This is a genomic window from Haloarcula sp. S1AR25-4, from assembly GCF_031624555.1.
GTDB classification, from domain to species: domain Archaea; phylum Halobacteriota; class Halobacteria; order Halobacteriales; family Haloarculaceae; genus Haloarcula; species Haloarcula pellucida.
Map to the genome: position 1 here is coordinate 114030 of NZ_JAMQOR010000003.1, position 26906 is coordinate 140935.

Here is a 26906-nt window from a genome sequence, read left to right on the forward strand (position 1 = left end):
GATTCTGCGTTATCAATTTGTTCATCAGTGGCGTTCGGCGGCGAGCGGGGCCGCTCGAAAAGAAAGTTTACAACTACCAACCGCCAAACCGCTCCCAGATAGATGGTGGACGGTGACGCAGACGACGACCGCCCACGGCCCGAGGACCCGCTGCTGTCCTCGGAGGGCCGGAGCGACAGCGACGTCCACCCCGAGGAACGTGGCCACGACCCGTACGGCCAACCGGGTGATACAGACCCGAGCGAGGGTAGTGACGACGACGAGGAAGTCGACGACGCCACGGACGACGTGAGCGGCCCGGGTGACAGACCCGTCGGCGGCCACGAGGCGACGGCGGGGGCACACGGCCTTCCGGGACCGACCCGTGCCGGGTTGTTCGACCGCGATCCCACGGAGATTGCCGCCGCCACGCCGGCGGACGTCCCCACTGATTGGGGTACTCCGGCCACACCCTCGCCGACTGGCGGGTCGCCCGGATCGGAGGCGGGCGCCGGTGCACCGGGGTACGACCCCGACGACGAGGCCGGCATCGGCGGCGCACCCGACGACGAGGAGATGCCGCTGGCCGACCACGTCGAGGAGATGGCGACGCGCCTGTTCATCGTCGTCGGCGTGATGGCCGCCGTCGCGGTGCTTACGCTTCCGGCGTCGGACGAACTCATCAACTTCCTCTGGTACTCCTTCCTCGATGGCCCGGCCGAGACGTGTGGCCAGTTCGCCGTCGAGGCCCAGCCGGGCGGTGAGAGCACCGTCTCCGGTGCCGACTGTCCGCACGTCTACAGCCCGCTGGCGCTGATCCTCGCGCGGCTGAAGGTCGCCTCGTTAGTCGGCTTTATCGCCGCCCTCCCGGTGTTCGTCTACGAGACGTACCTGTTCATGCGTCCGGGGCTGTACCCCCGCGAGCGGCGCTACTACCTCGCGGCGGTCCCGACGAGTCTGGTGCTGGCCGCCATCGGCGTCGGTTTCGCGTACTTCGCCGTCCTGCGGGCGATGTTCGACTACTTCATCACCTACTCCGACCGGGCCGCAGACCTCGCGTTCGGCCTCGGTGAGACGTTCAACCTCATCATCCTGATGCTGGGCTTTTTCGCGCTGGTGTTCCAGATTCCGCTGTTCGTGATGCTCGCCATCATGATGGGCGTCACGACCAGACGGTGGCTCGTCGACCGCCGCCTCTACTTCTGGGGGGCGTTCGCCGCCATCGCGTTCGTCTTCAGCCCCGACCCGACGGGGATGGCGCCGCTGATGGTCGCCGTGACCATGATCGGCCTCTTCGAGGGGACGCTCCTCCTGCTGAAGTGGACCGGGAGCAGTTCGCCCGTCCCGACCGCCGAGGACCTCACGAACCGGCGGCCCTACGCCTACCTCCTGTTCGCGCTGGTCGGGTACGTCCTCAGCCCCGCACCGGTGCCGACGGGGTACTACGGCCGGTTGCCCGCAAGCGTCACGAGCGCGCTCGCCGAGGTCGGACTGGCCCCGCCGATACTCGTCGGTGGCGGCCTCATCGTGCTGTTCGAACTGACGGCCTACCTCAACAAGAACTACTACGGCAGCGTGAAACTGTGGCGCGGCCTCCGGACGGTCCGCCTGCCGGTCTGGACCGTGGCCATCGTCGTCGGCTACCTCTCTAGCCCCGACCCGACGCTGTTCCGCCTCATCAACCAGTTCGGACTGGCGACGACGGCCGCCGTCGGCGTCGCGGCCGCGCTCGTCGTCCTGTTCGAGGCCGGCCTGCTGGTCGCACGCTACCGCCGCGGCGGCGACGGCAGTAGCGAGAGCCCCGCCGAGACACAGGAGTGACCATCGCGTGGCGACCGTTCTCGTAGCCCGGCACGGCGAGACACACTGGAACCGCGAGGGGCGGGTGCAGGGGTGGGCCCCGACGAGACTCACCGACCGCGGCCGCGAGCAAGCGCGGGCGCTGGGGGCGTGGCTCGCCGACGAGCGAGCGATAGACCGCCTCGTGACCTCGGACCTCCGGCGAACCCGGGAGACGGCCGAACAGGTGCGTGAGACGGCGGCGGGACTGCCGGACCCGACCGTCGACAGCGCGTGGCGCGAGCGCGGGTTCGGCGTCTATCAGGGCTTTCTGGCCGAGACGCTGTTCGAGCGCCACCCCGACCACGACCCCGAGGAGAGCGTGTCGTCGCTCGACGCCACGCCGGAGGACGCCGAGAGCGTCGCGGCGTTCTGTGACCGCGTCGAGTCGGCGTTGGGCGACCTGCGGACGACGGTCGGGCCGGACGAGACGGTGCTGCTCGTCACGCACGGCGGCGTCGTCAAAGTCCTGCTCGCCGCGGTGACCGAGCGCTCGCTGGACGCGACCATCACCGCCCACTCGCCACCGAACTGCTCGGTGACGGAGCTACGGCTGGACGGGTCGATGGCGGAACTCGTCGCGGAAGGCGCGCGGCCGTGGCGCGAGTGAGTTACTCGGCGGTCGGATAGTCGGCGTCGAAGACGTTCGAGACGACGTCCGCCTCGCTCTCCTCGTCCTCGGGGCTGACGCTCCCCGTCTGGTAGCCGTGGAGGTCTAAGGTCACGTGGTCGAACCCGCAGTCCTCGACGTGGTCGCGGGCCGCCCGGACGAAGTCGGGGTCAAGCGCCGTCTCCAGTTCGTCCTCGCCGACCTCGATGCGGGCGAGGCCGTCGTGGTCGCGGACCCGGAACTGCTCGAAGCCCCACGTCCGCAGGAGCCGTTCGGCCTTCTCGACGCGGGAGAGACGCTCCTCGGTCACTTCGAGGCCGGTCGGGATGCGAGACGAGAGACAGGCCATCGACGGCTTGTCGGCGACCGAGAGGTCGTACTCGCGGGCGATCTCCCGGACCTCCTCTTTCTCGATGTCCTGTTCCAGCAGCGGGGAGTAGGCGTCGAGTTCGTCGACGGCCCGAAGGCCGGGGCGGTGGCCCTCGCCCACGTCGGAGGCGTTGGTGCCGTCACAGACGACGTCGATGCCCAGTTCGCGGGCGCGGTCGTACATGGCGCCCAGACGCATCGAACGACAGTGATAACAGCGCATGTCGTCGTTCTGGATGAACTCGTCGCTGTCGAGTTCGGAGAACTCCACGATTTCGTGACGGATGCCGATTTCCTCGGCGACGCGGGTGGCGTCTTGCAGTTCCTCGGCGGGCAGGGTCTCGGACTTTGCGGTACAGGCGACGGCGTCGTCCCCGAGGGCGTCGTAGGCCAGCGCCGCGACCACGCTCGAGTCGACCCCGCCGGAGAACGCGACCACCACGCCGTCTCGCGACGCGAGGTCCTCGCGGGCGGCAGCCATCTTCTCCGCGACAGCAGACATAGCGACGACTACTGGGTCGACGGGGAAAACGGCTTCGTGTCCGGTGTGACGACCGCCTACCGAAGACACGAGATATTTACCGTCGCCTCGGAAAGGACCGGACGATGCCCTCCACCAGCCAACGTCTCGCCACGGCAGCGGTCGCACTCGCGGTCCTGCCGGGCGTCGCCGCCGCACAGCAACCGACCGGGCAGGTCACCCTGTCGCCGCTCGCGCAGTTCGCCGCGGCCGGCGGGTACAGCCTCCTCGTCGGCGCTCTCCTACTCGCTGCCGCGCCCGCCTGGACCAGAAACGCCGTCGAGGACATATTCGACGACCCCGGCGTCGTCGTCGCCGTCGGCACGCTCGGCTACCTCGCAATCATCGTCGGCCTCGTCCTGCTGGCGCTGACGCTCGTCGGTCTCGTCGTCACCATCCCCGGCCTGCTGGCGCTGTTCGTCGTCGCGCTGGTGGGGACGCCGCTGGGCGCGTACGCCGTCGGCCGGTGGCTCACCGGGGTCGGCGACGTCGACAACCGCTGGGCGGCGCTGGCGGTGGGTGCCGTCGTCGTCGGGGCGGTCAGCGCCGTCCCCGTCGTCGGGGACCTGCTGAACGCGCTGGTCGCCAGTCCCGGCATCGGTCTCCTCCTGTTGCGCGGGAAAGCCAGTCTGCTGGACTGACGGGGACACCCGAGAACGAGCGGAGCCTTCTTGCCGCCGACCCCCGGAGTTCGGATATGGACACGACACGTCGCCCCCGACGGCTTCGGACCGACGGGGTTCGCCCGCTGGTCCGAGAGACCGAGGTCTCGGCGTCGGACCTCATCGCGCCCGTCTTCGTCGACGCGACGACGGACGAACGGGTCCCCATCGAGACGATGCCGGGCCACGAACGCGTCCCGGTAGAGGAGAGCGTCGCCCGCGTCGAGGACGTCCTCGAAACCGGCGTCGAGGCGGTCATGGTCTTCGGTATCCCCGAGTCGAAAGACGACCGCGGAAGTCGGGCGTGGGCCAGCGACGGCGTGGTACAAGAGGCTGTGCGGCGCATCACCGACGAGACGGACGCCTACGTCATCACGGACGTCTGTCTCTGTGAGTACACCGAGCACGGCCACTGCGGGGTACTGGAGGAGACGGCCGAGTCGGACCCGGACCTCACCGTTCGCAACGACGAGACGCTGGGCCTGTTGGGGAACATCGCGGTCAGTCACGCACGCGCAGGCGCGGACATGGTCGCGCCGTCGGGCATGATGGACGGGATGGTCGGTGCCATCCGCGAGGCCTTAGACGAGGACGGCCACACCGACGTCCCGATCATGAGTTACGCGGCGAAGTTCGAGTCGTCGTTCTACGGGCCCTTCCGCGACGCCGCCGACGGCGCGCCGGCCTTCGGCGACCGGCGACACTACCAGATGGACCCCGCGAACGCACGCGAGGCGCGCCGGGAAGTCGAACTCGACGTCGAACAGGGCGCGGACGTGCTGATGATCAAACCCGCCCTGCCGTATCTGGACGTCGTCCGAGACGTCCGAGAGAGCTACGACCACCCGGTCGCCGCCTACAACGTCTCCGGCGAGTACGCGATGCTGCACGCCGCCGCGGAGAAGGGGTGGCTGAATCTGGAGGCCGTCGCCTACGAGTCGCTGCTCTCTATCAAGCGGGCCGGTGCCGACCTGATTCTCACCTACTTCGCAGAGGACGTGGCCGACCGACTCTGAGAGAAGGGCCTGCGACCGCCCACTTCGTTCGTCGGTCTCTCGCCAACCGTTCAGTAACGAGTGCCGACAGTAGACGCACGTCCAGAGAGTGCGATATCGGGAGCGCGCGCAAGCGAAACCGGCCGATTTCGACCCGTTCGGCCGGACTCGCGTTCGACATTCGTCCAAAATCACGGCAGACGGATACCGAGTTTCTTGACGGAGAACAACCTTATATCCATAATATCATACGGTAATCCGGACGTTCGTCTACCGAATACCCCAGAATATCGAGTTTCGTAAAGCAAATCCTTATGTAGTGCTGTTGCAAGAGGTTTCTCCGTGAACGAGTTGACAAAGACGGCGCTGAAGACGATAAAGTTGGACGTTCAAACGCAATAATCACAGCACGATACAAATCATGGTACTCGCACCACTGCAGACGTCACCGGAAACGCTCGAAACGTTGGTCACGGGAGTGAACCTCCTGTGGGTACTGGTGGTAACGTTCCTCATCTTCTTCATGCACGCCGGCTTCGCCATGCTCGAGGCGGGGCAGGTACGCTCGAAGAACGTAGCGAACCAACTGACGAAGAACCTCCTGACCTGGTCGGTCGGTGTGTCGGTGTTCTTCGTCATCGGTGCCGGCATCTCCTCGCTCGTCGGTGGCGGCGGCTTCTCGCCGGCCTTCGTCGCCGAGAACCCGAACGACTGGGTCGGTTGGTTGTTCGGCGCCGTTTTCGCGATGACGGCAGCGACCATCGTCTCGGGGGCGGTGGCCGGCCGCGCGAAACTCCGCGCGTACATCACCTACACGTTCCTGCTGGCCGCGGTCATCTACCCTGTCGTCACGGGTATCACGTGGGCGGGGTCGTACATTAGCTTCGGCGGCGCGACCTTCCACGACTTCGCGGGCGGCATGATCGTCCACGGCATGGGCGGCATCGCCGGCCTCACCGCCGCCTACGTCCTCGGCCCGCGCATGGGTCGCTACAACGAGGACGGCTCCGCGAACGTCATCCCCGGTCACTCGCTTACCTTCGCCGTGCTGGGGACGCTCATCCTCGCGTTCGGCTGGTACGGCTTCAACGTCGGCACCGCCGCGAGCGTCTTCGTCTTCACTGACGGCTCGCTCCAGCTCGGCGCGTTCTCCTACGTCGGTCGCGTCGCCATGACGACGACCATCGCGATGGCCGCCGGTGCCATCGGCGCCGCCGCCGTCGCGTGGGCCAAGACCGGCAAGGTCGACACGCTGTACGTCGCCAACGGCCTGCTCGCGGGCCTCGTCGGCATCACCGCGATTCCGGACACCACCAGCTGGTGGGGCGCCTTCCTCGTCGGCGGCCTCGCGGGTGCACAGCTCCCGCTCGTGTTCAACTTCATCGAGAAGCGCCTGAAGATAGACGACGTCTGTGCGGTGTTCCCGGTCCACGGGAGCGCCGGCGTGCTGGGGACGCTCATGTTCCCCTTCGTCGCGGCCGAGGCACCCGCGGGCGGTATCGTGAACGCGTTCATCGCGCAGGTCATCGGCGTGGTCGCTATCGCCGCGTGGACTATCGTCGCGACGGCCGCGGTGTGGGGCATCCTCAAGGCCATCGGACAGGCCCGCGTCACGCCCGAACACGAACAGGAAGGCCTCGACGTCAGCGAACACGGCGTCGAAACCTACCCCGAGTTCGGCTCCGGTGACAGCGTGGTCGCCGACGGTGGCATGGTGAGTGAGAACGTGCGTACTGACGGAGGTTCCAAAGATGACTGAAGACACTGACATCAAGATGGTTGTCGCAATGGTTCGGCCGGACAAACTCGGAGACGTCAAGCAGGCGCTCGCGGAAGTGGGCGCGCCCTCGCTGACAGTCACCAACGTCTCCGGACGCGGTTCACAGCCCGCAAAGAAGGGCCAGTGGCGCGGCGAGGAGTACGTCGTCGACCTCCACCAGAAGGTCAAGATAGAGACCGTCGTCGCGGACATCCCCGCCGACGACGTCGTCGAGGCCATCGCCGACGGTGCCCACACCGGCGAAAAGGGCGACGGCAAGATATTCGTCCTCCCGGTCGACGACGCCTATCAGGTCCGAACAGGCAAGACGGGCCCAGAGGCAGTCTGAGCGGCGCGCGATGGTCGACGACATCGACAGACAAGTCGTCAACGCCTTGCTCCGGGACGGTCGGGCGAGCGCCCGTGACGTCGCCGCCGAAACCGGCGTCGCTGCCACGACCGTCTCGCGACGGATGGACCAACTGGTCGAATCCGGCGTCATCGAGGAGTACACGGCCCAAATCGACTATCAGGAGCTTGGCTACGAGGTCACCGCCGTCTTCCAGTTGTCGGTCGACGGCAGCGGCCTCATGGCCGTGACCGAGCGCCTGCGCGACCTGAAGAACATGGTCGCGGTGTACGAGGTCACCGGTAGCCACGACATCGTCGCGGTCGGGAAGTTCCGCGATACGAACGACATGAACGCCCGCATCAAGGACCTGCTCACGGATCCGGACATCGAGAGCGCGGCCACCTCGGTCGTGTTGAACACCGTCCGCGAACACGAGCAGTTCCCGGTCGACGACGCCGACGCGTAGTCGGTCCACCGGGCACGCTTTTCCATCCGTTTGCTAAGGGCGCGGTTCAGAACGCGTTCGGCACCGCTCTGAGCGTCGTTCCGGCTACAGGAAAGAATTACCAACAGGTATAGTACTATATTTTTCAATATATATGGGTGGAGCATGCGTGAGTCGACGACACGTCGGGACGTTCTGCGGTCGGCCGCAGCGAGCGGCGCGCTCGCGGGACTGACTGGCTGTCTCGGGGGCGGCGGGGCACAGACGGAGACACCGGCCGAGAACACCGCGTTCGCGAGCTATCCGGTCGGTGAGGAGACGGTCACGTTCGGGGCCACTGTCCCGCAGTCGGGCCCGTTCGGGCCCGACGGCAAGGACCAGCGTCGCGGGTTCGAACTGGCGGTCGCGCACGTAAACGAGGGCGGTGGCTGGGTCGACGCGGACCTGTTCGGTGCGCTCGACGGCGATGGACTCCGCGGCCGAACCGTCGAGGCGGCCGTCGGCGACACGAAGTCGTCGCCGTCGACGGCGGCGACGGTCGGACAGGAACTCATCGACCGCGAAGGTGCGATAATGGTCGCCGGCGGCGGGTCTACCAACACCGCGAAGAAACTGCTCGACGTGTGCCAGCCCCGGGGCGTCGTCCACATGCTCGGGTTCGCTCCGGGCACGAACGTCACCGGCACCGACTGTCGCCGCTATGGCTTTCAGGAGATGTACAACGCGACGATGGCCGCCAACGCGCTGGCGCCGGTCCTGACAGCGCGGTTCGAGGGCCGCACCGACTTCTACCAACTGCACGCCAGTTCGGACTACGGGTACACGCAGGCCGACCAGTTCAGACAGCGGATGCAAGACGAAAACTGGAACGAGACGGGGACGACGGAGACCCGCGTCGGCACCGAGAACTACGAGTCCCAGTTGTCGGCGGCGGCCGACACCGACCCGGACGTGGTCGTGTTGAACTACCGCGGTATCGACGGCGCAAACGCCGTCCAGCAGGCCGAGCAGATACTCGGGACGGACGTCACGGTGGTAGTCCCCATCCTGAGTCGGAGTCTGGCGTCGTTCGCCGGGTCGGCTATCGAGGGCGTCCTCGGGACCATCGCGTGGGACCAGAGCATCGACACCCCGCTCTCGAACAGTCTCGCCGAGAGCTACCGCGCCGAGTACGGCTCGCTCCCGTCCGATCAGGCCCAGCTGGCGTACGGTCAGACCCTGCAGTACGCGGCGGCCGTCGAACGGGCCGGCACGTTCCGTCCGCCGGACGTGGTCAAGCAACTGGAAGGAGCCACCTACGCGATGGGGATGGGAAGCGAGACGATGCGTGCCTGCGACCATCAGGCCATCCGTCCGGTGCCCATCGTCGAGGGGCTGCCAGCCAGCGAACAGACCGAGACGCGGCGGTACGAGTTCGTCGACGTGACCCGGGACGCGGCCTACGGCTGTGAGGAGTACCCCGCGAGCAACTGCTACGACCTCGGCCCGTACGTCCCCGGCGAGGAGTGAGGTGGCATCCGTCGGGGGCGGTGCCAGCCTCGCCGTGCGGTGGCGTTAAGCCGGTCGCGCCGTTCGAAGGCGTATGGGCCTGCAAGTCGACGTGCGGAAACTCGACCTCTTCAACCAGATGGCCAAAGAGGGGTCGGGGACCGTCGCTGACAACCTCGGCCAACTGACTGGCCTGAACGCGTCGGTACACACGTCACAGATCAACTTCCTCGACATCGCGGACGTGAAAACGCACATCGGGACCGAGAAACGGGTCGGCATCTTCGTCGAACTGAACGAACCGCCCTACGGCTACGTCCTCTTCATGCTCGATCCGGCCGACAGCAAACGGCTGGCCGGGGCGATGATGGGCGGGATGGGCGACCCCAGCGAGGGCAGCGGCTTTTCCGACATGGAACAGTCGGCGATGCAGGAGATCGGCAACATCATGACCTCGGCGTTCATCGACGGGTGGGCGAACGTGCTGGATACGACCATCGACATGGGAACGCCGAACTTCGTGTTCGGCCCCGCGAGCGGCATCGTCGACAAGATGGGCGGGTGGCCCGAGTCCGAACTCGTCTTCGTCATCGACTCCCAGATAACCGTCGAGGACGGCGACCTCGGGATGACCGTCTACACGTTCCCGGAACTCGAATCGCTCGTCTCGCTCATCCAGAACATCGACCTCGATACGGACGTAGCCGCGGACACGAACGCGGGCGACGTCCTGTAGTCAGTCCACGAGATACTGCTCACCCCAGTCCTGTAAGGCCTCGATAGCCGGAGCCAGCGCCTCGCCGTCGTCGGTCAGCGAGTACTCGACACGGACCGGGCGGTCGTCGACGACAGTTCGGTCGACGACCGCTGCCGCTTCGAGGTCGGCGAGCGTCTCCGAGAGGACCTTGTTGGTGATAGCGCCGACGTCGTCGGCCAGTTCGCCGAACCCCAGCGGCCCCCGTGCGAGCAACCGGTGGACGACGACGGGATGCCACTTGTGACCCAACACGTCCACGGCACAGGTCAACCCACACCACGGGTCGTCGGCACACCACGACGCCGCACAGTCGGCGTCCGAACGTAGTTCGCTCATACCGTCACTACGCCGACCAGAGGCCAAAAGGGCGGTGGCGGGTTTCCACACGGTAACCCGGTTCCCTGCGGCGTACAGCCGTTTTAGGCCCCCTCGTAGCCACGGCACAGACGTGCACGTCGACATCGAGTACTGTGTCCCCTGTGGACTCCGTGATCACGCTATCGACCTCCAGACAGCCCTGCTCGACGAGTACGGCCGTGACCTCGACGGCGTCCGTCTGAGGCCGGACCACGGCGGTGTCTTCCGAGTAGCCGCCGACGGCGAGACGGTCTGGGACAAGGACGAGGAGGGCAGCATCGACGTCGACGCGATAGTCTCCCGCATCGGCGAGTGACAACGCCCAACTGGCCGGCCCACCCACGTCGCGGCGTGTCCCTCACCGACGTCGTCGAAGACTACCTGTTGGGGTGGGTGCTGCTCGCCGTCGCCGTCGGCGTCACCCTCCCGGAGGTGGCCGTCGTCACGCGGGCCGCCACGCCGATTCTCGCGGTGATGGTCGGGAGCGTCTCGCTGACGCTGTCGGCCGACCGCTTCCGGGCCATCGACCCACGACCGTTGACGGCGACGCTCCTCGCACACCTCGCGATGCCGATAGTGGCGTTCGGCCTCGCGCGAGCCTTCTCGCTCTCCCCGGCCCTGACGGTTGGGTTCGTCCTGCTGGGCGCGGTAACGCCGGAACTCGTGACGCCGACGATGACCGAACTGGCCGGCGGCAACACCGCGCTGTCGTCGGTCGTCCTCGTCGTCGCGGGCGTCGGGAGTACGGTCGTCGTCCCCGTCGCTACGGGCCTGTTCGCCGGCGGCGTCACCGTCGAGACGTGGCCCATCGTCGAGCAGTTGCTCGTCGCCGTCGTCGGGCCGATGGCGCTGGCTATCGCCGTTCGTGCGCGATACCCGGCGCGCGTCGCGGCACACGAGGGCGACTACCCGGCCGTCTCGGCGGTGATGGTCGTCCTCATTATCGGTGGCGTGACCGGGGCCAACGCGGCGCTCCTGCGGAGCGACTACGCGGCCGTCGCACTCGTCGGCGTGGGGGCGCTGGCACTCAACGGCGCTGGCTACGGTCTCGGGTGGCTCGCGACGACCGGCAGCGACCGCCCGGTCCGTATCGCCGGTGCACTGTCGGTGGGGATGCGTGACTTCGCCGTCGCGGCGGCGCTGGTCGTCACCGCGGGGTTCCCGCCGGACGCCGCGCTCCCGGCCGTCGTCTTCGGCGTCGTCGAGATGGCGACGAGCGCGGGGCTCGCGCGGTGGCTCTGAGTCACGAGCGACGGAACGCAAAACGAACCGACGGAGCGAAATGGACACGAGCAATGCTCCGTCGGGGTGCCGGAGTTCGGACCGGCGGCCGCACACCGTAGCTCACGAGGCCGTCGTACGGCCTCGCGCTACTCTATGAGTTCCGGTGCGGCGTCGTAGGCCACCTCCTGCGGTCGGGAATCCGCCGATTGTGCGTTGTCCTCGCGCTGTTCTGGCATGGTCAGTCGTCCGCCGATAGCGGCTCGCCGCTGGCGTCCGTCGGGGCCGGGCTCTCGCCGTCGTCGAAGGGATACCACGACTGCTTGCCGTCGGCGAGGCAGGGGTCGGTGTACCCCTCGACCTCCTCGGGTTCGGCGAGTTCGACGATGGTCTCGTGACCGGTGGCGTCGACCCACTCGCTGAAGGTCTGGCCCTCCGAGCGCAGCGCCGCGTACGCCTCCACGATGTTGGCTATCATGCCGGGCACCTCGTCGGCGGGCACGCGCTGGCGCACCCACTCGATGAACGTGGGGTCCTCGCCCATGCCGCCGCCGACGCCGACGTCCATCGCCTCGACCATCTCGCCGTCCTTCCGGGCGCGCATCCCCTGCAGGCCGATGTCGGCAGTCATCGCCTGCCCGCAGTCGGCCGTACAGCCCGAGAAGTGCATCTTGATGCGGTCCACGTCGTCGGGCACGTCAACGTTGTCGCCAAGCCATCGCAGGAGGCGGGCCATCCGCGCTTTCGTCTCCGTGAGCGCGAGCGAGCAGAACTCCGTCCCGGTACAGGCCATCGCGCCCTGCACGAACGGGTTCGGTTCCGGCGAGTACGTATCGAGGAGCGGTTCGTTCAGCAGGTTCGCGAGGTTCCCGTCTGGCACGTCCATGATGAGCGGGTTCTGCCGGCGGGTCAGTCGCACCTCCCCGGAGCCGTAGGCGTCGGCGAGGTCGGCCAGTTCGATGGCGTCTTCGGCGGGCATGCGTCCGACCGGGACCGAGAGGCCGACGTAGTTCTTGTCGTCTTTCTGGTCGTAGACGCCGACGTGGTCGTGGGCGCCGTACTCGGTCCGTTTGCCGGCGTTGTAGCTGTACTCGCCGCGGAAGTCCGTCCCGGCGGTCTCGAACTCGAAGTCGAGGCGGTCGTCCAGTTCCTCGCGGATGGCGTCGGTACCGAGTTCGTCGACGAAGAACCGAGCGCGGTTTTTCGAGCGGTTCTGTCGGTTCCCCTCGTCGTGGTAGAACTCGACGAACGCCCGGACCGTCTCGACGGCGTGTTCCGGACGGACGAACAGGTCCAGCGGACGCGCCTCGCGCGGTTCGCGGCCGCCGAGGCCGCCGCCGACGCGGACGTTGAACCCCTCGATCTCCGCCCCCTCGATTATCTTGTGGGCCGGTTCGAGGCCGATGTCGTTGATGGCGTCCTGCGCACACCCCTGCCGGCACCCCGACACCGAGATGTTGAACTTCCGCGGCATGTTCGCGAGGTCGTTGTCTCCGCGGATGGTCTCCTGAATCTCGTCTAAGATGGGGCGGGACTCGACGTACTCCTCGGCCTTGCCGGCGACCGGACAGCCCGAGATGTTGCGCATCGTGTCCCCGCCCGCGGAGCGAGAGGAGACGCCGACGGCTTCGAGTTTCTCCCATATCTCGGGGATGTCTTCGAGTTTCAGCCAGTGCAGTTGGATGGACTGCCGGGTCGTGAAGTCGACCCACCCGTTACCGAACTCGGGGTTCTCTGCGGGACCTCTCGCGTAGTCGCGGGCGACTTCGCCGATGGCCCGCAGCTGGTCGGGCTCTAAGATACCGCCGCAGTTGGTGAGTCGCATCATGAAGTACGACTCCTGCCCGCCGCGGTGGTGGAACACGCCCCAGAACTTGAACCGCGAGAACCACGCCTCGCGCTCGTCCTCGGGGATGGACTCCCAACCGTTCTCGGCAAACTCCTCTAGCTTTTCGCGGACCTCGTCGCCGTACAGTTCGCCTTTGACGTCCTCTTTTTTGTGCGCCATCGTCAGATCGCCTCAGTTACGGAGTATCGTATGTTTTTATCGTTCATTAGTATTCGAACGTACGCTAATTTACGATAGAAGCGTGTACATGGATGACTAAAACTCTAATCGTTGAATAAATCCAAAACCACGGGGTGCCACCGGACGCCCGTCCAGAATTAAGCCATCTGGGAGGTGTTTAATGGGTCTAAGGTCGAGGGCGGTCGAGACCCGAAAACCAGCAGACTGCGGCCCGGTTCCGTGAGCCTCGACCGCGACGTGGCTGTCACGTCGACCGTGACTCGGCGGCCCGCAGGCCGGCGCGGGTGTCGACGTCGCTGACGGCACGCGCCGGCGCGGGACCGGGCACGACCGTCATCGACAGGCGGTCGAGCATGTCTCTGAGCGCACCGGACCCGAGTCCGAGAGTCGTATCCGCGGCCTCGATGACGGCCCGCGTGTGGTACACGGCCGCCAGCGGTCGGAGGCGCCCGCCGATACGCGGAACGGCCCCGTCACCCTCGCTGGCCTCGAACAGCCGTTCGGCCAGCAGCGGTCGGACGAACGGCATGTCACAGGCCGTGACGAACGTCTCCCGCCCGCGGGCGACCCGACAGCCAGCGCGGACGCCAGCGACCGGACCGCCGTCGGGAACGGGGTCGACGGCGAGGCGGTAGTCGTGACCGGTCAGCGCGTCGTCGATGGCTGTGCGCTGTCCGCGACGGCAGTTGACCACCACCTCGTCGACGGCCGGTTCGATGCGGTCGACGACGCGGCGGACGAGCGGCGTCCCGTCGAGTTCGGCCGTCGCCTTGTCTTTGGGACCGAAGCGGGTGGAGTACCCACCCGCGAGGACGACGCCACTGCGCATCAGTCGTCCCCGGACGCCACCGTCTCCGTCGCGTTGGTGCTACCGACGAAGCCGGCCGTGTTGGCGACTTTCGCGATTTCGGGGCGGAACACCCACGCGGCCAGCAATACGATCGGGATCATCGTGACGGCGGCCACGGAGTAGCCCAGGTGGAGGTTCGCGAGCCACGGGGCCGAGTAAAACAGCGGATAGACGATGCCGCCGACGGTCCCGACACCACCGACGACGCCCGCGACGGCACCGGAACTGTTGGGGAACATCGCGGGCACCTGTGCGAAGATGGATCCCTCGGCGAACGCACACGCCGTCCCGACGAGAAAGCCCACGACGACCGCGTTCATGAGGACGCCCGAGAGGCCGGCGAGCGTCATGCCGAACATGGTCACGACGACGAGACACAGCGAGACGAACGTCCACTGTTCGCGGTAGCGGCCCTCGAAGAACGGCAGGATGTCCATCTCCTTGCGGGCCAGCACGTCGCTGACGTAGCCGCCGATGGGGCGGAGCAGGCCGGCCGCAATAGAGAACGTGGCGGCGAACGTACTCGCGATGACGAGGTTGTCCTGATTGAACGCTTCGCGGTAGTAGGTGGCGAGCCACCCGTTCATCGACAGTTCGAGACCGAAGGTCATGACGTAGGCGAGTGCGAGGACGACCGTCCCGTAGCGAGTGGCGGTGTGTATCCAGTCCTTGAAGCTCGCGTTGTCCTTGGTCGCCTGACGCTTCTCCTCGGTCTTTGCGGCCTCACCGAGCGTGTAGTACGCGACGGCGAGACCGATAGAGACGATGCCGGTATAGAAGAAGGCGGCCCGCCAGTTCGTCGAGAACAGCGGCCCGCTCCAGCCACTCCCGAACACGCGCGGGAGGATGAGCGCACCGCCCGCGGCCCCGGCGTTCCCGACGCCGGCGTAGATGCCCTCGGCGAGGCCGAGGTTCTCCTCTTCCCACCACTCGGCGACGTGCTGGATGCCGATGACGAACGTGATGCCCGCCGTCGCGACGATGATGCGCGTCACGAAAAACAGCGAGTACGTCTCGATGAACGCACTGGCCATCGAGAACACGCCGACGTACGCCAGCACGATGGCGAAAATCGTCGGGGCGCCGAACTTATCGGAGAGCCAGCCAGTCAGCATACGGCCAAACGGCGCCATCCAGATGGCCGAACTCGCGAGGATACCGATTTCGGCCGTCGTCAGCCCGAACTCCTCGGCCATCGGTCCCGTGAAGGGCGCGAAGGAAAACCAGATGAGAAAGGAGAAGTTGAACCCGATGGTCGCGAGCAACAGCGTCCGGTACTTCGTCATCTTGATCAGCCCCATAGGACCACCTCCGGCGGAGCGACCGGGTGTACACCATGTACATTCATTGACGACTGTTCGTCCATCGAATCGGTGTTATTCTGGATGTGTGGCCACATCATCACAGATTATCCGAATGTACCAGTACCTAATAACCGTAATCGTTGACGAGCGTGAATTTCGGTCGCCTCCGTTTGGACGGGTGGCCAATCTGCAATCGGATATTCTCACCTTAAGGACGTATTCCGTCCACCAGCCGCGGGGAAAATCTGACATCTGCGAAGAAAACCGCGACACCCGCTGAGAAGATGTGTCACCCGTCCGGATCACACGACAACCGGCCGCCGCGGGCGAACAGCGGCCACGTCTGGACTGTCCACCGATTCCGTGGTCGAAGCCGTGCCGGTGGCGCTGTCCCCTGTGAGACGACGACGGACGCGGTCGTCACGACTGCTGAGAGGACTCCGAGAAGAGCGCCCGCCGGGCTCAATCGTCCGCTTCGACGACCATGTCCGTCGCGTCGGACGCCTCGGGCGCGACGAGACGGACGGCACACTGCTTGAAGTGTGGTTCCTTCGACTGCGGGTCCCGTTCGGAGAGCGTCAGGCGGTTGGTCGCCGGGTGGTGGATGGGGAGCCACACCATCCCGCGCGGGACGCCTTCGTCTTCGTCGACGAGGACCGTCGCGGACCCGCGTCGGGAGGTCACCGTCAGGCGGTCGTCGACCACGCGGTCGGCGTGGGCCGCGACCGTCTCGGGGTGGAGACGGGCCACGAGGTCACCGGCGGCACCGCCGCGCGAGCGGACGCCCGTGTTGTACCCGTCGGCCTCGCGGGCGGTGGTCAGGGTCAGCGGGTAGTCGTCGTCGGTCGGTTCCGGCAGGTCGCCCTGCCGCCCGGTCGAGAACTGGGCGTTGCCACTCGCGGTGGGGAACGCCCACGACTCCGCGCCGCCCGCCTCGGTCTCGTAGTACCGGTAGCCGCCGGCGCTCTCCTCGTCGGGCGCGGGCCAGCGGACGGCGTGCGCCTCGTCTAAGCGGTCGTAGGTGATTCCCGAGCAGTCCGCGACGGTACCCTCGGTGAGCGCGGCGAATTCGTCGAAGACGTCGCTCGGGTCCGGCGAGGTAGCGTCGAAGAGGGCAGGGAACAGGCGCGAGCCGATAGTGGCGACGATATCGAGATCCTGTCGGACGCCGCTGGGGACCTCCGTCGCCGCCCTGACCCGCGAGATGGTCCGCTCCATGTTCGTCGTCGTCCCGTCGGACTCGCCCCACGTCGCCGCGGGCAACACCACGTCGGCCAGTCGAGTGGTCTCCGTGTGGAAGGCGTCCTGTGCGACGAGGAAGGTGTCTTCGAGCGTCTCGCGGGCGCTGTCGGCGTCGGGCATCCCCGCGACGGGGTTCGTGGCGACGGCCCAGACGGCCTCGGGTTCGGTTTCGAGCATCCCGACCGGCCCCGGGCCGGGGTCGTCGGGCAGCCGGTCGACCGGCACGTCCCACGCGTCGGCGACCAGTCGGCGGTGGTCCGGGTCGCCGAAGGCGCGCTGGCCGGGCCACGACCCCTTCGAGGAGCAGACCCGCGTCCCCATCGAGTTGGCCTGTCCGGTCAGCGAGAACGGACCGCCGCCGGGTCGGAGGTTGCCCGAGGCCAGCGCCAGGTCGACGAGCGCGCGGGCCGTCTCGGTGCCCTGGACGTGCTGGTTGATGCCCATGCCCCAGTACAGCAGGGCACGGCGGTCCATCGCGTCGGCCAGCAGGTCGACCTCGGCCATCTCGACGCCGGCTTCGTCGGCCGCCTCGGCGGCGGTCGGCAGCGCCGCCAGCAACTCGTCGAATCCGTCGGTCGCCTCGGCGACGAACGCCTCGTCGACGCGGTCGGTCTCGACCAGTCGCGCGAGGACGGCCCGCGCCAGCGCGAGGTCCTTGCCGGGGTCGGGTGCGACGTGGTGGTCGCTGTTCTCGGCCGTCTCCGAGCGGATGGGGTCGACGGTGAGGAGTTCGACGCCCTCGGCGTCGGCCGCCTGTCGAATCCAGCGGAACATCACGGGGTGGGCGACGGCGGGGTTGGCCCCCCAGACGACGTGTCGGTCGGCGTCCTCGATGTCGGCGTAGGTACATGGCGGGGCGTCGCTGCCGAAGGCCTGATAGTACGCCGTCACGGCGCTGGCCATACACAGCGTCGTGTTGGCGTCGTACAGCCGGGTGCCGAAGCCGCCGCGAGCGACCTTCCCCAGGGCGTAGGCGGCCTCGTTGGTCTGCTGGCCGCTCCCGAGGACGGCGACCGAATCGGGGTCGGTCTCGTGGGCCTCGCGCAGGCCCTCGACGGCGCGGGCGAGCGCCACGTCCCACGTCGTCTGGCGCAACTCGCCGTCGTCACGGACCATCGGCCGCGTGAGCCACTGGCCGTCGGGGTCGCGACTCTCCTGAATGCCGCGAGCACAGGCCAGTCCTTGATTGACCGGGTGGGCGGCGTCGCCGCGCACCGTGTCGATACCGTACCCGACGTCGGCGGCCCGGTGCATGTGCCCGCAGCCGACCGCACACCGCATACACGTCGTCGGGACCCAGTCGCTCATGCCACACCACGCCCCCGACAGGCGCACGACCGTCCGTCGAGCGCCGGATTATACGCACGTTCGGCAAACATATCTCTGCTTAGATGCATGGACACCCAACACAAAACGCTATCTCTTGACGAAGTTGTATCCGATGCGTGATTCGAACAGCATTCGTCCAGTAGTCACGACCCGAACGGCGTGACCCGTCAGGTTCTTTCTGACAGCGTTCGAACCCCGCGCCATGAACCACGAACAGTCGCGAGCGCTGTACGACCGCGCGCTGTCGGTCATGCCGGGTGGCGTCAACTCATCGGTCCGGGCCGTCCGCCCGTACCCCTTTTTCGTCCAGAAGGGCGACGGCGGCCACGTCGTCGACGCCGACGGCAACCGCTACATCGACTTCGTGATGGGCTACGGCCCACTGCTACTGGGCCACGACATGCCCGAACAGGTCCAGTCCGCGGTCCAGCAACGCGCCGCCGAGGGACCGATGTACGGCGCGCCCACCGAAGTCGAAGTCGAACTCGCGGAGTTCGTCACCCGCCACGTCCCCAGCGTCGAGATGGTTCGGTTCGTCAACTCCGGGACGGAGGCCACCGTCTCCGCCGTGCGACTCGCGCGTGGCTACACCGGCCGGGACAAGATCGTCGTGATGCAGAGCGGCTACCACGGCGCACAGGAGTCCACGCTCGTAGAGGGCGAGGGCGACCACACCGCCCCCTCCAGTCCGGGCATCCCCGAGAGCTTCGCCGAACACACGCTGACGGTGCCGTTCAACGACCCCGACGCCGCCCGCGACGTGTTCGACGAACACGGCGACGACATCGCCGCCGTCCTCACCGAACCCATCCTCGGGAACTACGGCATCGTCCACCCCGTCGACGGCTACCACGAGACCCTCCGGGGCCTCTGTAACGACCACGGCTCGCTGCTCATCTTCGACGAGGTCATCACCGGGTTCCGCGTCGGCGGCCTCCAGTGCGCGCAAGGGAAGTTCGACATCGAACCGGACATTACGACGTTCGGCAAAATCGTCGGCGGCGGGTTCCCCGTCGGGGCCATCGGCGGCAAGAGCGAGATCATCGAGCAGTTCACGCCCGCCGGCGACGTGTTCCAGTCCGGCACCTTCTCGGGCCACCCCGTGACGATGGCGGCGGGGCTTGAGACGTTGCGGTATGCGGCCGAACACGACGTATACGACCACGTGAACGGACTGGGCGAGCGGATTCGCTCGGGCCTGCAGGACATCCTCGAAGAGCAGGCCCCCGAGTACACCGTCGTCGGGACGGACTCGATGTTCAAGGTCGTCTTCACCCGCGACGGCCCAGATACCTTCGAAGGTCACTGTGAGGCGGGCTGTCAGCAGCGGCCCGAGTGCCCCCGTTACGACCACTGCCCGAAGGACGGCGGCGACGTGAAACAGGCCGAGACCGAGCGGTGGGAGCGACTCTTCTGGCCCGCGATGAAAGAGCGGGGCGTCTTCCTGACGGCGAACCAGTTCGAGTCACAGTTCATCTGTGATGCCCACACAGCGGAAGACGTAGACGATGCCCTCGAAGCCTACAAAGAGGCGATATGAAGTGAGCGACGACGACATCGCGCTCTCGGAGAAGCGGATGTACGGGGAGAAACGGCCGGAGACCCACGCCTACGTCGCGTCGGGCCTCGGAGTCACGCGCGTCGAGACGGCCGGCGGACAGGTCGGCCGGTTCAGTCTCGAAGAGCGCTGTACCGCCCGCGACGTCGCCGGGGCCAACGGCGAGGTGGCCGTCGCCACCGACGAGTCCGTGCTGGTCTCGACGGCCGACGGGTTCGCACCGACGGGGTTCGGGCCGGCGACGGCCGTCGGCTACGACGCCGATGGACTCCTCGCGGCGGGCGGCGGCCGGGTCGCACGGTACGCCGACGGCGCGTGGCGTGACCTCGGCGCCGTCGAGGATGTCCGGGCCATCGACGGGGGCCTGCTGGCGGCGGCCGACGGCGTCTACCGCCTACCGGACTGTGAGCGTCTCGGCCTCGCGGACGTGACGGACGTGGCACCGGGCTACGCCGCCACCGCCGACGGCCTCTACGCCCTCGACGACGGCGCGTGGGTCGAGGTGCGGTCGGGCCGCCACGGCGCAGTGGCGAGCGACGACACCCGTACACACGCCGCCGACGACGACGGCCTCTCCGAACTGGTCGACGGCGACTGGCGGGCGTGTGACCTCCCCGTGCGCGAACGGGTCGTCGACGTGACCTACGGCACGGACACCTACGCCATCACCGAGAACGGCACCTTCCTCGTGGACACCGACGACGAGGCCACGGCCGACGGCCGCGGCGGGTGGCGACAGCGCTCGCTGGGCGTCCCCGACGTCGTCGGCGTCGCCGTGGCCTGACCACCCGGCTTTCTGTCGGCGCGACAACCCGGGGTTCGGCCGGTGACACAGCCAGCAAGGGACAGCAGTCGACACAGCCGACCGGGTGGACTGAAAGGGGCGACGCGCTCGGCGAAGCACGCCGACGCAAGCACTGGACTGAGCGAGCGACGGAAGCGCATGGTTCGAAAGAGCGCCGCTCTTTCGTCATCTCGAAAATCTCTGATTTTCGGTGACAGCGAGGCGCGCGAGTCGAACGCGTCGGGGCTTTCCGGCGGTTGGTCCCGAATGCGCCAGTGCGTGCCGTACGCACACCTTCGAGCCCCGGAATCGAAAAGTGGTTTAGCCCGGCCGGCTACCCCTCGCACATGATTATCCCCGGGGCCGACACACAGGCGTTTGCCGCGGCGCTGGCCAACGCCACCGACGAGCGACTGGGGCGGGTCGAGTACGAACAGTTCGCCGACGGCGAGCACGTCGTCCGCCTGCCCGAGTCCGTCGCGGGCGAGCGCGCCGTCGTCGTCGCCTCCACCGTCGACAGCGACGCGCACGTGCAGGTGCTCCAGTTGCAGGACGCGGCCCGCGAAGCCGGGGCCAGCGAGGTGGTGACCGTCCTCCCGTACATGGGCTACGCGCGACAGGACGAAGCGTTCCGCCCGGGCGAACCCGTCTCCTCGCGGGCGATAGCGCGGGCCATCTCGACGGGCACCGACCGCGTGATCACGGTCAACCCCCACGAACCGTCGGTCTGTGACTTCTTCGACGTGCCGACGGCCCACGTCGACGCCGCGGGCCTCCTCGCGGACCCGCTTCCCGACGCGCTCGAAGGCCCGCTCTTTCTCTCGCCCGACGAGGGTGCCATCGACCTGGCCGTCACGGCCCGCGACGCCTACGGCGAGGGCGAGACGGACTACTTCGAGAAGGACCGCGACTACGACAGCGGCGACATCGAGATCACGCCCAGCGACGCCGACGTGGCGGGCCGCGACGTGGTACTCGTCGACGACATCATCGCGACGGGGTCGACGATGAGCGAGTCCGTCGAGGTGTTGATGAACCGAGACGCGAACCGCGTGTTCGTCACCTGCGTCCATCCGATGCTGGCGAGCAACGCCCTGACGAAGCTCTCTGCGGCCGGCGTCGAGGCCGTCTACGGCACCGACACGCTGGAGCGCGCGGTCAGCGAGGTCAGCGCCGCCCCCGTCGTCGCCGCGGAACTCTGAGTCACCACGCCGCGAGTCCGTCCCGGCCGTGTCGGACCGTGAGGATGCCCAGAAACGCCGCGACGCCGGTGAACGCCGACGCCGCGCCCAGATAGAACACCCACTCCATGCCGACGTTCGTCGTCAGCCACCCGCCCGCCAGCGGCGCGAGGACCGCCCCGGGCCGCCAGACCAAATCGCGGACGCCGAAACTGGAGGCGACGCCGCTGTCGCTCCCCTCGTCGGCGAACAGCGCCATGCTCGCGGGTTCGCGAATCGAGTCGGCCACCCCGAGGAGACCGTTCAGGGCCACGAGGGGGAGAAACGCCGGGGAGAGGTTCCCGAAGTAGGGGAACACCGACGGGAGGCCGAGCGCCGACCCGATGGCCGGCGTGAACGGGACGACGAGCGCCACCAGCCCGTAGCAGAGCCCGCCGACGAAGACGAACCGGGCGCGGCCGAAGCGGTCCGAGAGGCTGCCGGTGTAGGGTTGGGCGAGCATATTCGTGAACTTCTCGGCGGCGAGGACGACGGCGACGGCCGTCGCGCCGTGTATCGCCGCGTTGTACCCCAGCCCACCGCGAGCGGCCGCCACGCCGGCGAAGATGGGCACCCACGTCCGGACGAGCGTCACGGCGACGGCGTACTGGGCGCGGAAGCTCGTGATGGTGAGGATGCGGCGGTTCAGCGCGAGGTCGGTGAACGCGAACCCGTCGGTGGTCGTCTCGTCGGGGTCGACCCAGACGAGGACGCCGAGGAAGGCGAGGCCGCTGATGGCCATCAACAGGCCGAACACCGCGTCGAAGCCGAACGTATCGTAGAGGACGCCCGCCGACAGCGACCCACCGATGGCCGCCGCGAACCGCCACGAGTTGGACATCCCGATGGTGTTGCCCCGTTCGCTCTCGCGGGCGAGTTGCCCGACCAGCGCGAGCCCCAGCAGTCCCGCGACGGTGGCGGCGACGCCCTGCAACCCGCGGACGAAGACGAACCCCCAACTGGACCCGACCAGCGGGAACAGGCCGTAGACGGCGGTGGCGAGCGCCAACCCCGCCAGCAGAATCGTCCGCTTGTCGAACCGGTCGCCCAGATACGACACCGGGACGACGGTGCCAGCCTGTGCGAGCGTCAGCCCCGTGGCGAACATCCCGAGGACGAACCCCTGCGGGTCCAGCAGGTCGATGTACGTCGGCAAGAGCGTCAGCAGCGTCACGATACCGAAGGCGTTCGCGAAGCGGGTGAAAAAGAGCGCCTGCAGTTGCCGTCGTTGTGTCACTGCTCGGTAGCAGTCTGTTCCCCACGAAACACGTTACGGTCTGTCGAAGATATAGTCAGAGAGTCGTCGAAAGAAAGGGTAGAGAACGGTCGATCCGCTCAGTTCCCCGGCAGGTCGACGGCGCCGACCTGTTGCATGAGGCCGAGCATGTCCGGCTGGACCCAGCGTTCGGCTATCTGACCGCCCTCGAACCGGGTGAACACCATGTTCTCTATCTCGACGTCCTCTCCTGTCGGGTCGACGCCCATGAACTCGCCGGTGTGTTTCCCGCTGAGTGTCACTCGCATGGCGACGGTGTCTCCCTCGGCGACGATGTCCTCGACGGACGCCGAGAAGTCCTCGAAAGACTCCCGGATGCCGCGTATCTGTGCTTTCAGGTCCTCGCGGCCGGACACCTCGCCGAGCGGACTGTGGTCGACGACGTCCGGCGTGCAGATGTCGTCGATGAGGTCTACATTCCCCTCGGTCGCGACCTCTTCGGGGAACTGACGCGCGATTCGTTTCTCCTCGTCTAGTGGTGCTGTTGCTGCCATCGGTGTCTCCGTGCGCTCCGTTCGACGCGTCCCCCCGGACTGCGTGACTTCGTAGTGAGCGCTACGGGGAACTACGCCGTGCGAGACGGTAGCATTTGTTACCAGATGCTCCCGAGGGAGGCGACGAAGGGAAGACCGACCGTTTCAGTCGGACGCTTCCGCCGCCGCCGTGGCTCGCGGCTCCCTCAGTCGCCGCTCGCCTGTTCCGAGGCCTCCCGTTGGTCGGCCTCGCACGGCGCGATAGCTATCTCCATCTCGACGCCCTCGACGTCCCACGTCTTGCGGTGGCCGTCCTCGACCTCGCCGAACTCGTCGGCGCGGACCTCCTCCGCGATGAGCGCCTCGTGTTCGCGGACCAGCGAGTCGACGCGGTCATCGGCAATCGAGAGGTCCACGACGATGCGGGCCTCGATGTCCAGTTCGAGGTCCTTGCGCATCTCCTGTATCCGACGGATGACTTCTCGTGCATAGCCCTCGCTCTCGATGTCCTCGGTGAGCGTCGTATCGACGTAGACGACGCCGCCGCCGTCGAGGGCGGCGAACTCGGTGCCGGTGACGCCCTCGGGCGTCTCGCGGCGGAAGGTCACCATCTCGTCGGTCAACTCGACCGATTCGCCCAGCGTCTCCTCGACGCTCCCTTCGAGGGCATCGAGGGACGGTTCGTCGAGTCGGGCCTCGTTCATCGCGTTCATCACGCGGCCGGCGTCGTCCCCGAACGCCGGACCGAGTTCGCTCATGTCGGCCTCGGCGGAGTAGTGGAGTTCGCCCCACGCCTCGTCGGGGCCGACGACGTCGACCGCACGGGCGTTGAGGCGGTCGGCGACGATGGCCGCCTGTGCGCGCACCGCGTCGGCCACGGCGTCGCTGTCGGTGTCGTCAGACTCCGTCTGACTGTCCGCCGGACCCTGTCCGGCGACGTCGACGACGACGCGTGTGACCGGCCAGCGAAGTTTCCGCTCGGCCTGCTGGCGTGCGTTCGAGCCGGCCTCCTCGACTTCCCGGACGACCTCCATCTCGTCTTCGAGGGCAGGCTCGTGGAGGTCCTCGGTGGGTTCGGGCCAGTCGCACATGTGGACCGTCGGGTGGCCCGCGTCGCCGGTCAGCGAACTGTATATCTCCTCGGCGACGAACGGCGTGAACGGAGCGAACAGCGCGGCGACCTCCTCTAGGACGCGGTAGAGGGTGGCGTAGGCGGCCTGCTTCGAGTCGCTGTCTTCCTCCTCCCACATCCGCTCGCGGACGACCTGGATGTAGAACCGCGAGACGTCCTCGACGACGAAGTCCAGCAGTTCGTGGGCGGCCTTATCGTTCTCGAAGGCCTCCATGTGTTCGGTCATCGCCTGCTCGACGCTCTGGAGGCGCGAGAGGACCCACTCGTCGGCGAGTTCGAGGTCCTCGCGCACGGACTCGACGGTGGTCTCCTCGGGGTCGAAGTCGTCGGCCCGCATGTACGGCAGCGGGAACCGGGCGACGTTCCAGAGGATGTTGAGACGGCGCTGCATCTCCTGGGTCTCCTCCCACGAGAAGTTCATGTCCTCGCCCTGCGCGGTCACGGAGAGCAGGAACAGGCGCATCGGGTCGCGGCCGTGCTTCTCGATGACCTCGTGCGGGTCGACGAGGATACCCTTCGATTTGGACATCCCGCGGCCGTCGGGCATGTTGGCGTAGCCGTGCATCAGCACCTCCTTGTACGGTGATTTGCCGGTGGCGGCGGTGGACATCCCGAGTTGGGACCAGAACCACCCGCGGGTCTGGTCGTGGGCCTCCATGATGAGGTCGGCGGGCCACAGGCGCTCGAAGTCCTCCTCCTTCTCGGGGTAGTCGAGCGTCCCCCACGTCGCCACGGAGGAGTCCAGCCACACGTCGAAGACGTCGCCGACGCGGGTGTACGTGGTCCCGTCCTCCGTGATCGTGAGGTCGTCGACGGTGCCCTTGTGCAGGTCCACCGTCTCGGGGTCGATATCTTGGTCGACTCGCGCTGCGAGTTCCTCGCGGTCGCCGACGACGATGGCGTCGTCCATCGACCCGTCCCAGTCGTCAGGAAGCCAGATGGGGATTGGGATGCCCCAGTAGCGCTGGCGCGAGACGTTCCAGTCGGGGGCGTCCTCGACGAAGTCCCGGAAGCGATTGTCGCGGGCCCACTGCGGGTGCCATTCGCTGTCCTCGATGTTGTCGAGCAGTTCCTCTTTGATGTCGGTGACCGTGATGAACCACTGGTCGGTGACGATGCGGACGATGCCGGTGTCACAGCGCCAGCAGTGCCCCTCGTTGACGGTGTAGCCCGACTCGCTGGCCAGCAGGAGCCCCTTCGAATCGAGGTCGGCGACGACGTCGTCGTTGGCGTCCCGGACGAACGTGCCCGCGTACTTGCCCCCTTCTTCGGTGTAGACGCCGTCGCCGCCGACGGGACAGAAGATTTCGAGGCCGAGTTCGCGGCCGCGCTCGAAGTCCTCCTCACCGTGGCCGGGCGCGGAGTGGACCAGCCCGGTCTGGTCCTCGGCGTCGACGTACGCCGCGGTGTAGACCTGTCCCGACCCCTCGCCTTGGGCGTGGTCGGGTACTTCCTCGGCCAACGGGTGGTCGTACTGCCAGCCGACCATCTCCTCGCCGCTGACCTCTTCGACGACCTCGTAGTCCTCGTAGCGGCCCTTCGAGAGGACGTCCTCGACGCGCGGTTCTGCGACGTACAGCACCTCGCTCTCGCCGTCTTTCTCGGCGCGGACGCCCTGATAGGTGACCTCGCCGTCGACGGCGACGAACGTGTTGGCGGGGATGGTCCACGGGGTGGTCGTCCAGATGACGAGCGACCCCTCGCGGTCGGCCAAGGGGAACTTCACGTAGATAGACGGTTTGCCGACCTCTTCGCGTTCGACCTCGTTGTTGGCGATGGCGGTCTCACAGCGGGGACACTGGTTGATAGAGCGCTGGCCCTGCTCGACGAGTCCGCGCTCGTGGGCCTGCTGGAACCCCCACCACGCGGCCTCCATGTACTCCGGATTGACCGTCTTGTAGGGGTCGTCCCAGTCCATCCAGACGCCGAAGTCCTGAAAGTCCGTCTGGAGACCGTCGAGTTGCTCCTCGGCGAAGGCCTTGCACTCCTCGATGAAGTTCTCCTCGCCGAAGCGCTCGATGTCCTTCTTGTTCTCGAAGTCCAGTCGCTCCTCGACTTTCGTCTCGATGGGCAAGCCGTGCATGTCGTAGCCCGGCCGGTCGGTGACGTCGTATCCCTGCATCCGCAGATAGCGGATGTAGAGGTCTTTCAGCGTCTTGTTCCACGTCGTCCCCATGTGGGCGGCCCCGGAGGTGTAGGGCGGCCCGTCGACGAAGAAAAAGTCCTCCCCGTCGGCGCGGTGCTCGACCGTCTGCTCGTAGGCGTCGACGTCGTCCCAGTACTCGAAGACCCCCGATTCGACGCTCTCGGGGTCGTACTGGTCGTCGACCGCGGCGAACCGTTCCATATCGGTCAC

Annotated in this window: 23 protein-coding genes; 14 read left to right on the forward strand and 9 right to left on the reverse strand. The window is 67.3% G+C overall.

All coding sequences use genetic code 11. The features are described 5' to 3' along the window. Positions 1-102: 102 nt before the first annotated feature. Both NDI85_RS13885 and NDI85_RS13890 read left to right on the forward strand, forming a co-directional pair. On the forward strand, positions 103-1800 hold the full coding sequence (locus tag NDI85_RS13885) for a twin-arginine translocase subunit TatC (RefSeq protein ID WP_310916126.1): 1698 nt from the start codon (positions 103-105) through the stop codon (positions 1798-1800). Positions 1801-1807: 7 nt separating this feature from the next. Further along, positions 1808-2428, forward strand: a complete 621-nt coding sequence (locus tag NDI85_RS13890; RefSeq protein ID WP_310916127.1) for a histidine phosphatase family protein — start codon at positions 1808-1810, stop codon at positions 2426-2428. Between the two features lies 1 nt (position 2429). On the opposite strand, the gene larE is transcribed toward NDI85_RS13890, so the two are convergent. Beyond that, positions 2430-3299 carry an ATP-dependent sacrificial sulfur transferase LarE gene (larE, locus tag NDI85_RS13895; RefSeq protein WP_189001603.1) on the reverse strand — a complete coding sequence of 290 codons (870 nt, stop codon included), beginning with the start codon at positions 3297-3299 and terminating at the stop codon, positions 2430-2432. 104 nt (positions 3300-3403) lie between these two features. On the opposite strand from larE, the gene NDI85_RS13900 reads away from it, so the two are divergent. The 7 genes from NDI85_RS13900 to NDI85_RS13930 all read left to right on the forward strand — a co-directional run bounded on the left by NDI85_RS13900 (position 3404) and on the right by NDI85_RS13930 (position 9754). After that, positions 3404-3958: a hypothetical protein gene (locus tag NDI85_RS13900; protein ID WP_189001605.1), complete on the forward strand. Its 555-nt coding sequence runs from the start codon at positions 3404-3406 to the stop codon at positions 3956-3958. A 56-nt stretch (positions 3959-4014) separates the two neighbouring features. Continuing rightward, positions 4015-4995 carry a porphobilinogen synthase gene (gene hemB / locus NDI85_RS13905; RefSeq protein ID WP_189001607.1) on the forward strand — a complete coding sequence of 327 codons (981 nt, stop codon included), beginning with the start codon at positions 4015-4017 and terminating at the stop codon, positions 4993-4995. Positions 4996-5395: 400 nt separating this feature from the next. After that, complete coding sequence (locus NDI85_RS13910) at positions 5396-6733, forward strand: ammonium transporter (RefSeq protein WP_189001609.1); 1338 nt, start codon at positions 5396-5398, stop codon at positions 6731-6733. After that, entirely contained in the window at positions 6726-7082 is a 357-nt protein-coding gene (locus NDI85_RS13915) for a P-II family nitrogen regulator (RefSeq protein WP_189001611.1), read from the forward strand. Before NDI85_RS13910 ends, NDI85_RS13915 begins: the two co-directional genes overlap by 8 nt. A gap of 10 nt (positions 7083-7092) precedes the next feature. Continuing rightward, positions 7093-7551 (forward strand): HTH-type transcriptional regulator Lrp, encoded by a 459-nt coding sequence (lrp, locus tag NDI85_RS13920; RefSeq protein ID WP_189001612.1) that lies wholly within the window; start codon positions 7093-7095, stop codon positions 7549-7551. Between the two features lie 144 nt (positions 7552-7695). Then, a complete protein-coding gene (locus NDI85_RS13925) occupies positions 7696-9039 on the forward strand; it encodes an ABC transporter substrate-binding protein (RefSeq protein WP_189001615.1) in 1344 nt (447 codons plus the stop codon). Positions 9040-9112: 73 nt separating this feature from the next. Next, positions 9113-9754: a chemotaxis protein CheC gene (locus tag NDI85_RS13930; protein ID WP_189001617.1), complete on the forward strand. Its 642-nt coding sequence runs from the start codon at positions 9113-9115 to the stop codon at positions 9752-9754. Here the strand turns inward: NDI85_RS13930 and NDI85_RS13935 are convergent, their stop codons facing one another. Next, on the reverse strand, positions 9755-10111 hold the full coding sequence (locus NDI85_RS13935; RefSeq protein WP_310916128.1) for a helix-turn-helix domain-containing protein: 357 nt from the start codon (positions 10109-10111) through the stop codon (positions 9755-9757). It lies immediately after the preceding gene. 112 nt (positions 10112-10223) lie between these two features. Here NDI85_RS13935 and NDI85_RS13940 point away from each other — a divergent pair, with 112 nt between their 5' ends. Continuing rightward, positions 10224-10448, forward strand: coding sequence for an Rdx family protein (locus NDI85_RS13940; protein ID WP_310916129.1), 225 nt, complete (start codon positions 10224-10226; stop codon positions 10446-10448). 35 nt (positions 10449-10483) lie between these two features. After that, complete coding sequence (locus tag NDI85_RS13945) at positions 10484-11374, forward strand: bile acid:sodium symporter family protein (RefSeq protein WP_189001623.1); 891 nt, start codon at positions 10484-10486, stop codon at positions 11372-11374. Positions 11375-11594: 220 nt separating this feature from the next. On the opposite strand, the gene NDI85_RS13950 is transcribed toward NDI85_RS13945, so the two are convergent. From NDI85_RS13950 to nasA, 4 genes are all read right to left on the reverse strand, one after another. Continuing rightward, positions 11595-13361 carry a ferredoxin--nitrite reductase gene (locus tag NDI85_RS13950; protein WP_310916130.1) on the reverse strand — a complete coding sequence of 589 codons (1767 nt, stop codon included), beginning with the start codon at positions 13359-13361 and terminating at the stop codon, positions 11595-11597. A 265-nt stretch (positions 13362-13626) separates the two neighbouring features. Beyond that, on the reverse strand, positions 13627-14211 hold the full coding sequence (locus tag NDI85_RS13955) for a molybdenum cofactor guanylyltransferase (protein ID WP_310916131.1): 585 nt from the start codon (positions 14209-14211) through the stop codon (positions 13627-13629). Beyond that, the gene (locus NDI85_RS13960) at positions 14211-15533 is read right to left on the reverse strand and encodes an MFS transporter (RefSeq protein ID WP_310916132.1); all 1323 of its coding nucleotides are present in this window, start codon (positions 15531-15533) and stop codon (positions 14211-14213) included. The genes NDI85_RS13955 and NDI85_RS13960 overlap by 1 nt, the downstream gene beginning before the upstream one ends. Before the next feature lie 465 nt (positions 15534-15998). Then, complete coding sequence (gene nasA, locus NDI85_RS13965) at positions 15999-18086, reverse strand: assimilatory nitrate reductase NasA (RefSeq protein ID WP_310916133.1); 2088 nt, start codon at positions 18084-18086, stop codon at positions 15999-16001. Positions 18087-18309: 223 nt separating this feature from the next. Between nasA and NDI85_RS13970 the strand changes: the two genes are divergently transcribed. The 3 genes from NDI85_RS13970 (at position 18310) to prs (ending at position 21651) form a co-directional block, all read left to right on the forward strand. Next, positions 18310-19647: a glutamate-1-semialdehyde 2,1-aminomutase gene (locus NDI85_RS13970; RefSeq protein ID WP_310916134.1), complete on the forward strand. Its 1338-nt coding sequence runs from the start codon at positions 18310-18312 to the stop codon at positions 19645-19647. A gap of 1 nt (position 19648) precedes the next feature. Beyond that, positions 19649-20449, forward strand: coding sequence for a hypothetical protein (locus NDI85_RS13975; protein WP_189001635.1), 801 nt, complete (start codon positions 19649-19651; stop codon positions 20447-20449). 347 nt (positions 20450-20796) lie between these two features. Then, positions 20797-21651 carry a ribose-phosphate diphosphokinase gene (gene prs, locus NDI85_RS13980; RefSeq protein ID WP_310916135.1) on the forward strand — a complete coding sequence of 285 codons (855 nt, stop codon included), beginning with the start codon at positions 20797-20799 and terminating at the stop codon, positions 21649-21651. Between the two features lies 1 nt (position 21652). On the opposite strand, the gene NDI85_RS13985 is transcribed toward prs, so the two are convergent. The 3 genes from NDI85_RS13985 to ileS form a co-directional block, all read right to left on the reverse strand. Beyond that, on the reverse strand, positions 21653-22906 hold the full coding sequence (locus NDI85_RS13985) for an MFS transporter (RefSeq protein ID WP_310916136.1): 1254 nt from the start codon (positions 22904-22906) through the stop codon (positions 21653-21655). A 98-nt stretch (positions 22907-23004) separates the two neighbouring features. Further along, positions 23005-23439: an ester cyclase gene (locus tag NDI85_RS13990; RefSeq protein ID WP_189001640.1), complete on the reverse strand. Its 435-nt coding sequence runs from the start codon at positions 23437-23439 to the stop codon at positions 23005-23007. A 185-nt stretch (positions 23440-23624) separates the two neighbouring features. Continuing rightward, positions 23625-26897, reverse strand: coding sequence for an isoleucine--tRNA ligase (gene ileS, locus NDI85_RS13995; protein ID WP_310916137.1), 3273 nt, complete (start codon positions 26895-26897; stop codon positions 23625-23627). Between the last annotated feature and the right edge of the window lie 9 nt (positions 26898-26906).

Excerpts from the sequence above, each read along its gene's own strand:
- ileS (WP_310916137.1), bottom strand. The coding sequence starts at position 26,897 with ATGGAACGGTTCGCCGCGGTCGACGACCAGTACGACCCCGAGAGCGTC.
- NDI85_RS13935 (WP_310916128.1), bottom strand. The coding sequence starts at position 10,111 with ATGAGCGAACTACGTTCGGACGCCGACTGTGCGGCGTCGTGGTGTGCC.
- NDI85_RS13990 (WP_189001640.1), bottom strand. The coding sequence starts at position 23,439 with ATGGCAGCAACAGCACCACTAGACGAGGAGAAACGAATCGCGCGTCAG.
- NDI85_RS13925 (WP_189001615.1), top strand. The coding sequence starts at position 7,696 with ATGCGTGAGTCGACGACACGTCGGGACGTTCTGCGGTCGGCCGCAGCG.
- nasA (WP_310916133.1), bottom strand. The coding sequence starts at position 18,086 with ATGAGCGACTGGGTCCCGACGACGTGTATGCGGTGTGCGGTCGGCTGC.
- prs (WP_310916135.1), top strand. The coding sequence starts at position 20,797 with ATGATTATCCCCGGGGCCGACACACAGGCGTTTGCCGCGGCGCTGGCC.
- lrp (WP_189001612.1), top strand. The coding sequence starts at position 7,093 with ATGGTCGACGACATCGACAGACAAGTCGTCAACGCCTTGCTCCGGGAC.
- NDI85_RS13950 (WP_310916130.1), bottom strand. The coding sequence starts at position 13,361 with ATGGCGCACAAAAAAGAGGACGTCAAAGGCGAACTGTACGGCGACGAG.
- NDI85_RS13955 (WP_310916131.1), bottom strand. The coding sequence starts at position 14,211 with ATGCGCAGTGGCGTCGTCCTCGCGGGTGGGTACTCCACCCGCTTCGGT.
- NDI85_RS13915 (WP_189001611.1), top strand. The coding sequence starts at position 6,726 with ATGACTGAAGACACTGACATCAAGATGGTTGTCGCAATGGTTCGGCCG.
- NDI85_RS13885 (WP_310916126.1), top strand. The coding sequence starts at position 103 with ATGGTGGACGGTGACGCAGACGACGACCGCCCACGGCCCGAGGACCCG.
- NDI85_RS13930 (WP_189001617.1), top strand. The coding sequence starts at position 9,113 with ATGGGCCTGCAAGTCGACGTGCGGAAACTCGACCTCTTCAACCAGATG.
- NDI85_RS13900 (WP_189001605.1), top strand. The coding sequence starts at position 3,404 with ATGCCCTCCACCAGCCAACGTCTCGCCACGGCAGCGGTCGCACTCGCG.
- NDI85_RS13910 (WP_189001609.1), top strand. The coding sequence starts at position 5,396 with ATGGTACTCGCACCACTGCAGACGTCACCGGAAACGCTCGAAACGTTG.
- NDI85_RS13970 (WP_310916134.1), top strand. The coding sequence starts at position 18,310 with ATGAACCACGAACAGTCGCGAGCGCTGTACGACCGCGCGCTGTCGGTC.
- larE (WP_189001603.1), bottom strand. The coding sequence starts at position 3,299 with ATGTCTGCTGTCGCGGAGAAGATGGCTGCCGCCCGCGAGGACCTCGCG.
- NDI85_RS13960 (WP_310916132.1), bottom strand. The coding sequence starts at position 15,533 with ATGGGGCTGATCAAGATGACGAAGTACCGGACGCTGTTGCTCGCGACC.
- hemB (WP_189001607.1), top strand. The coding sequence starts at position 4,015 with ATGGACACGACACGTCGCCCCCGACGGCTTCGGACCGACGGGGTTCGC.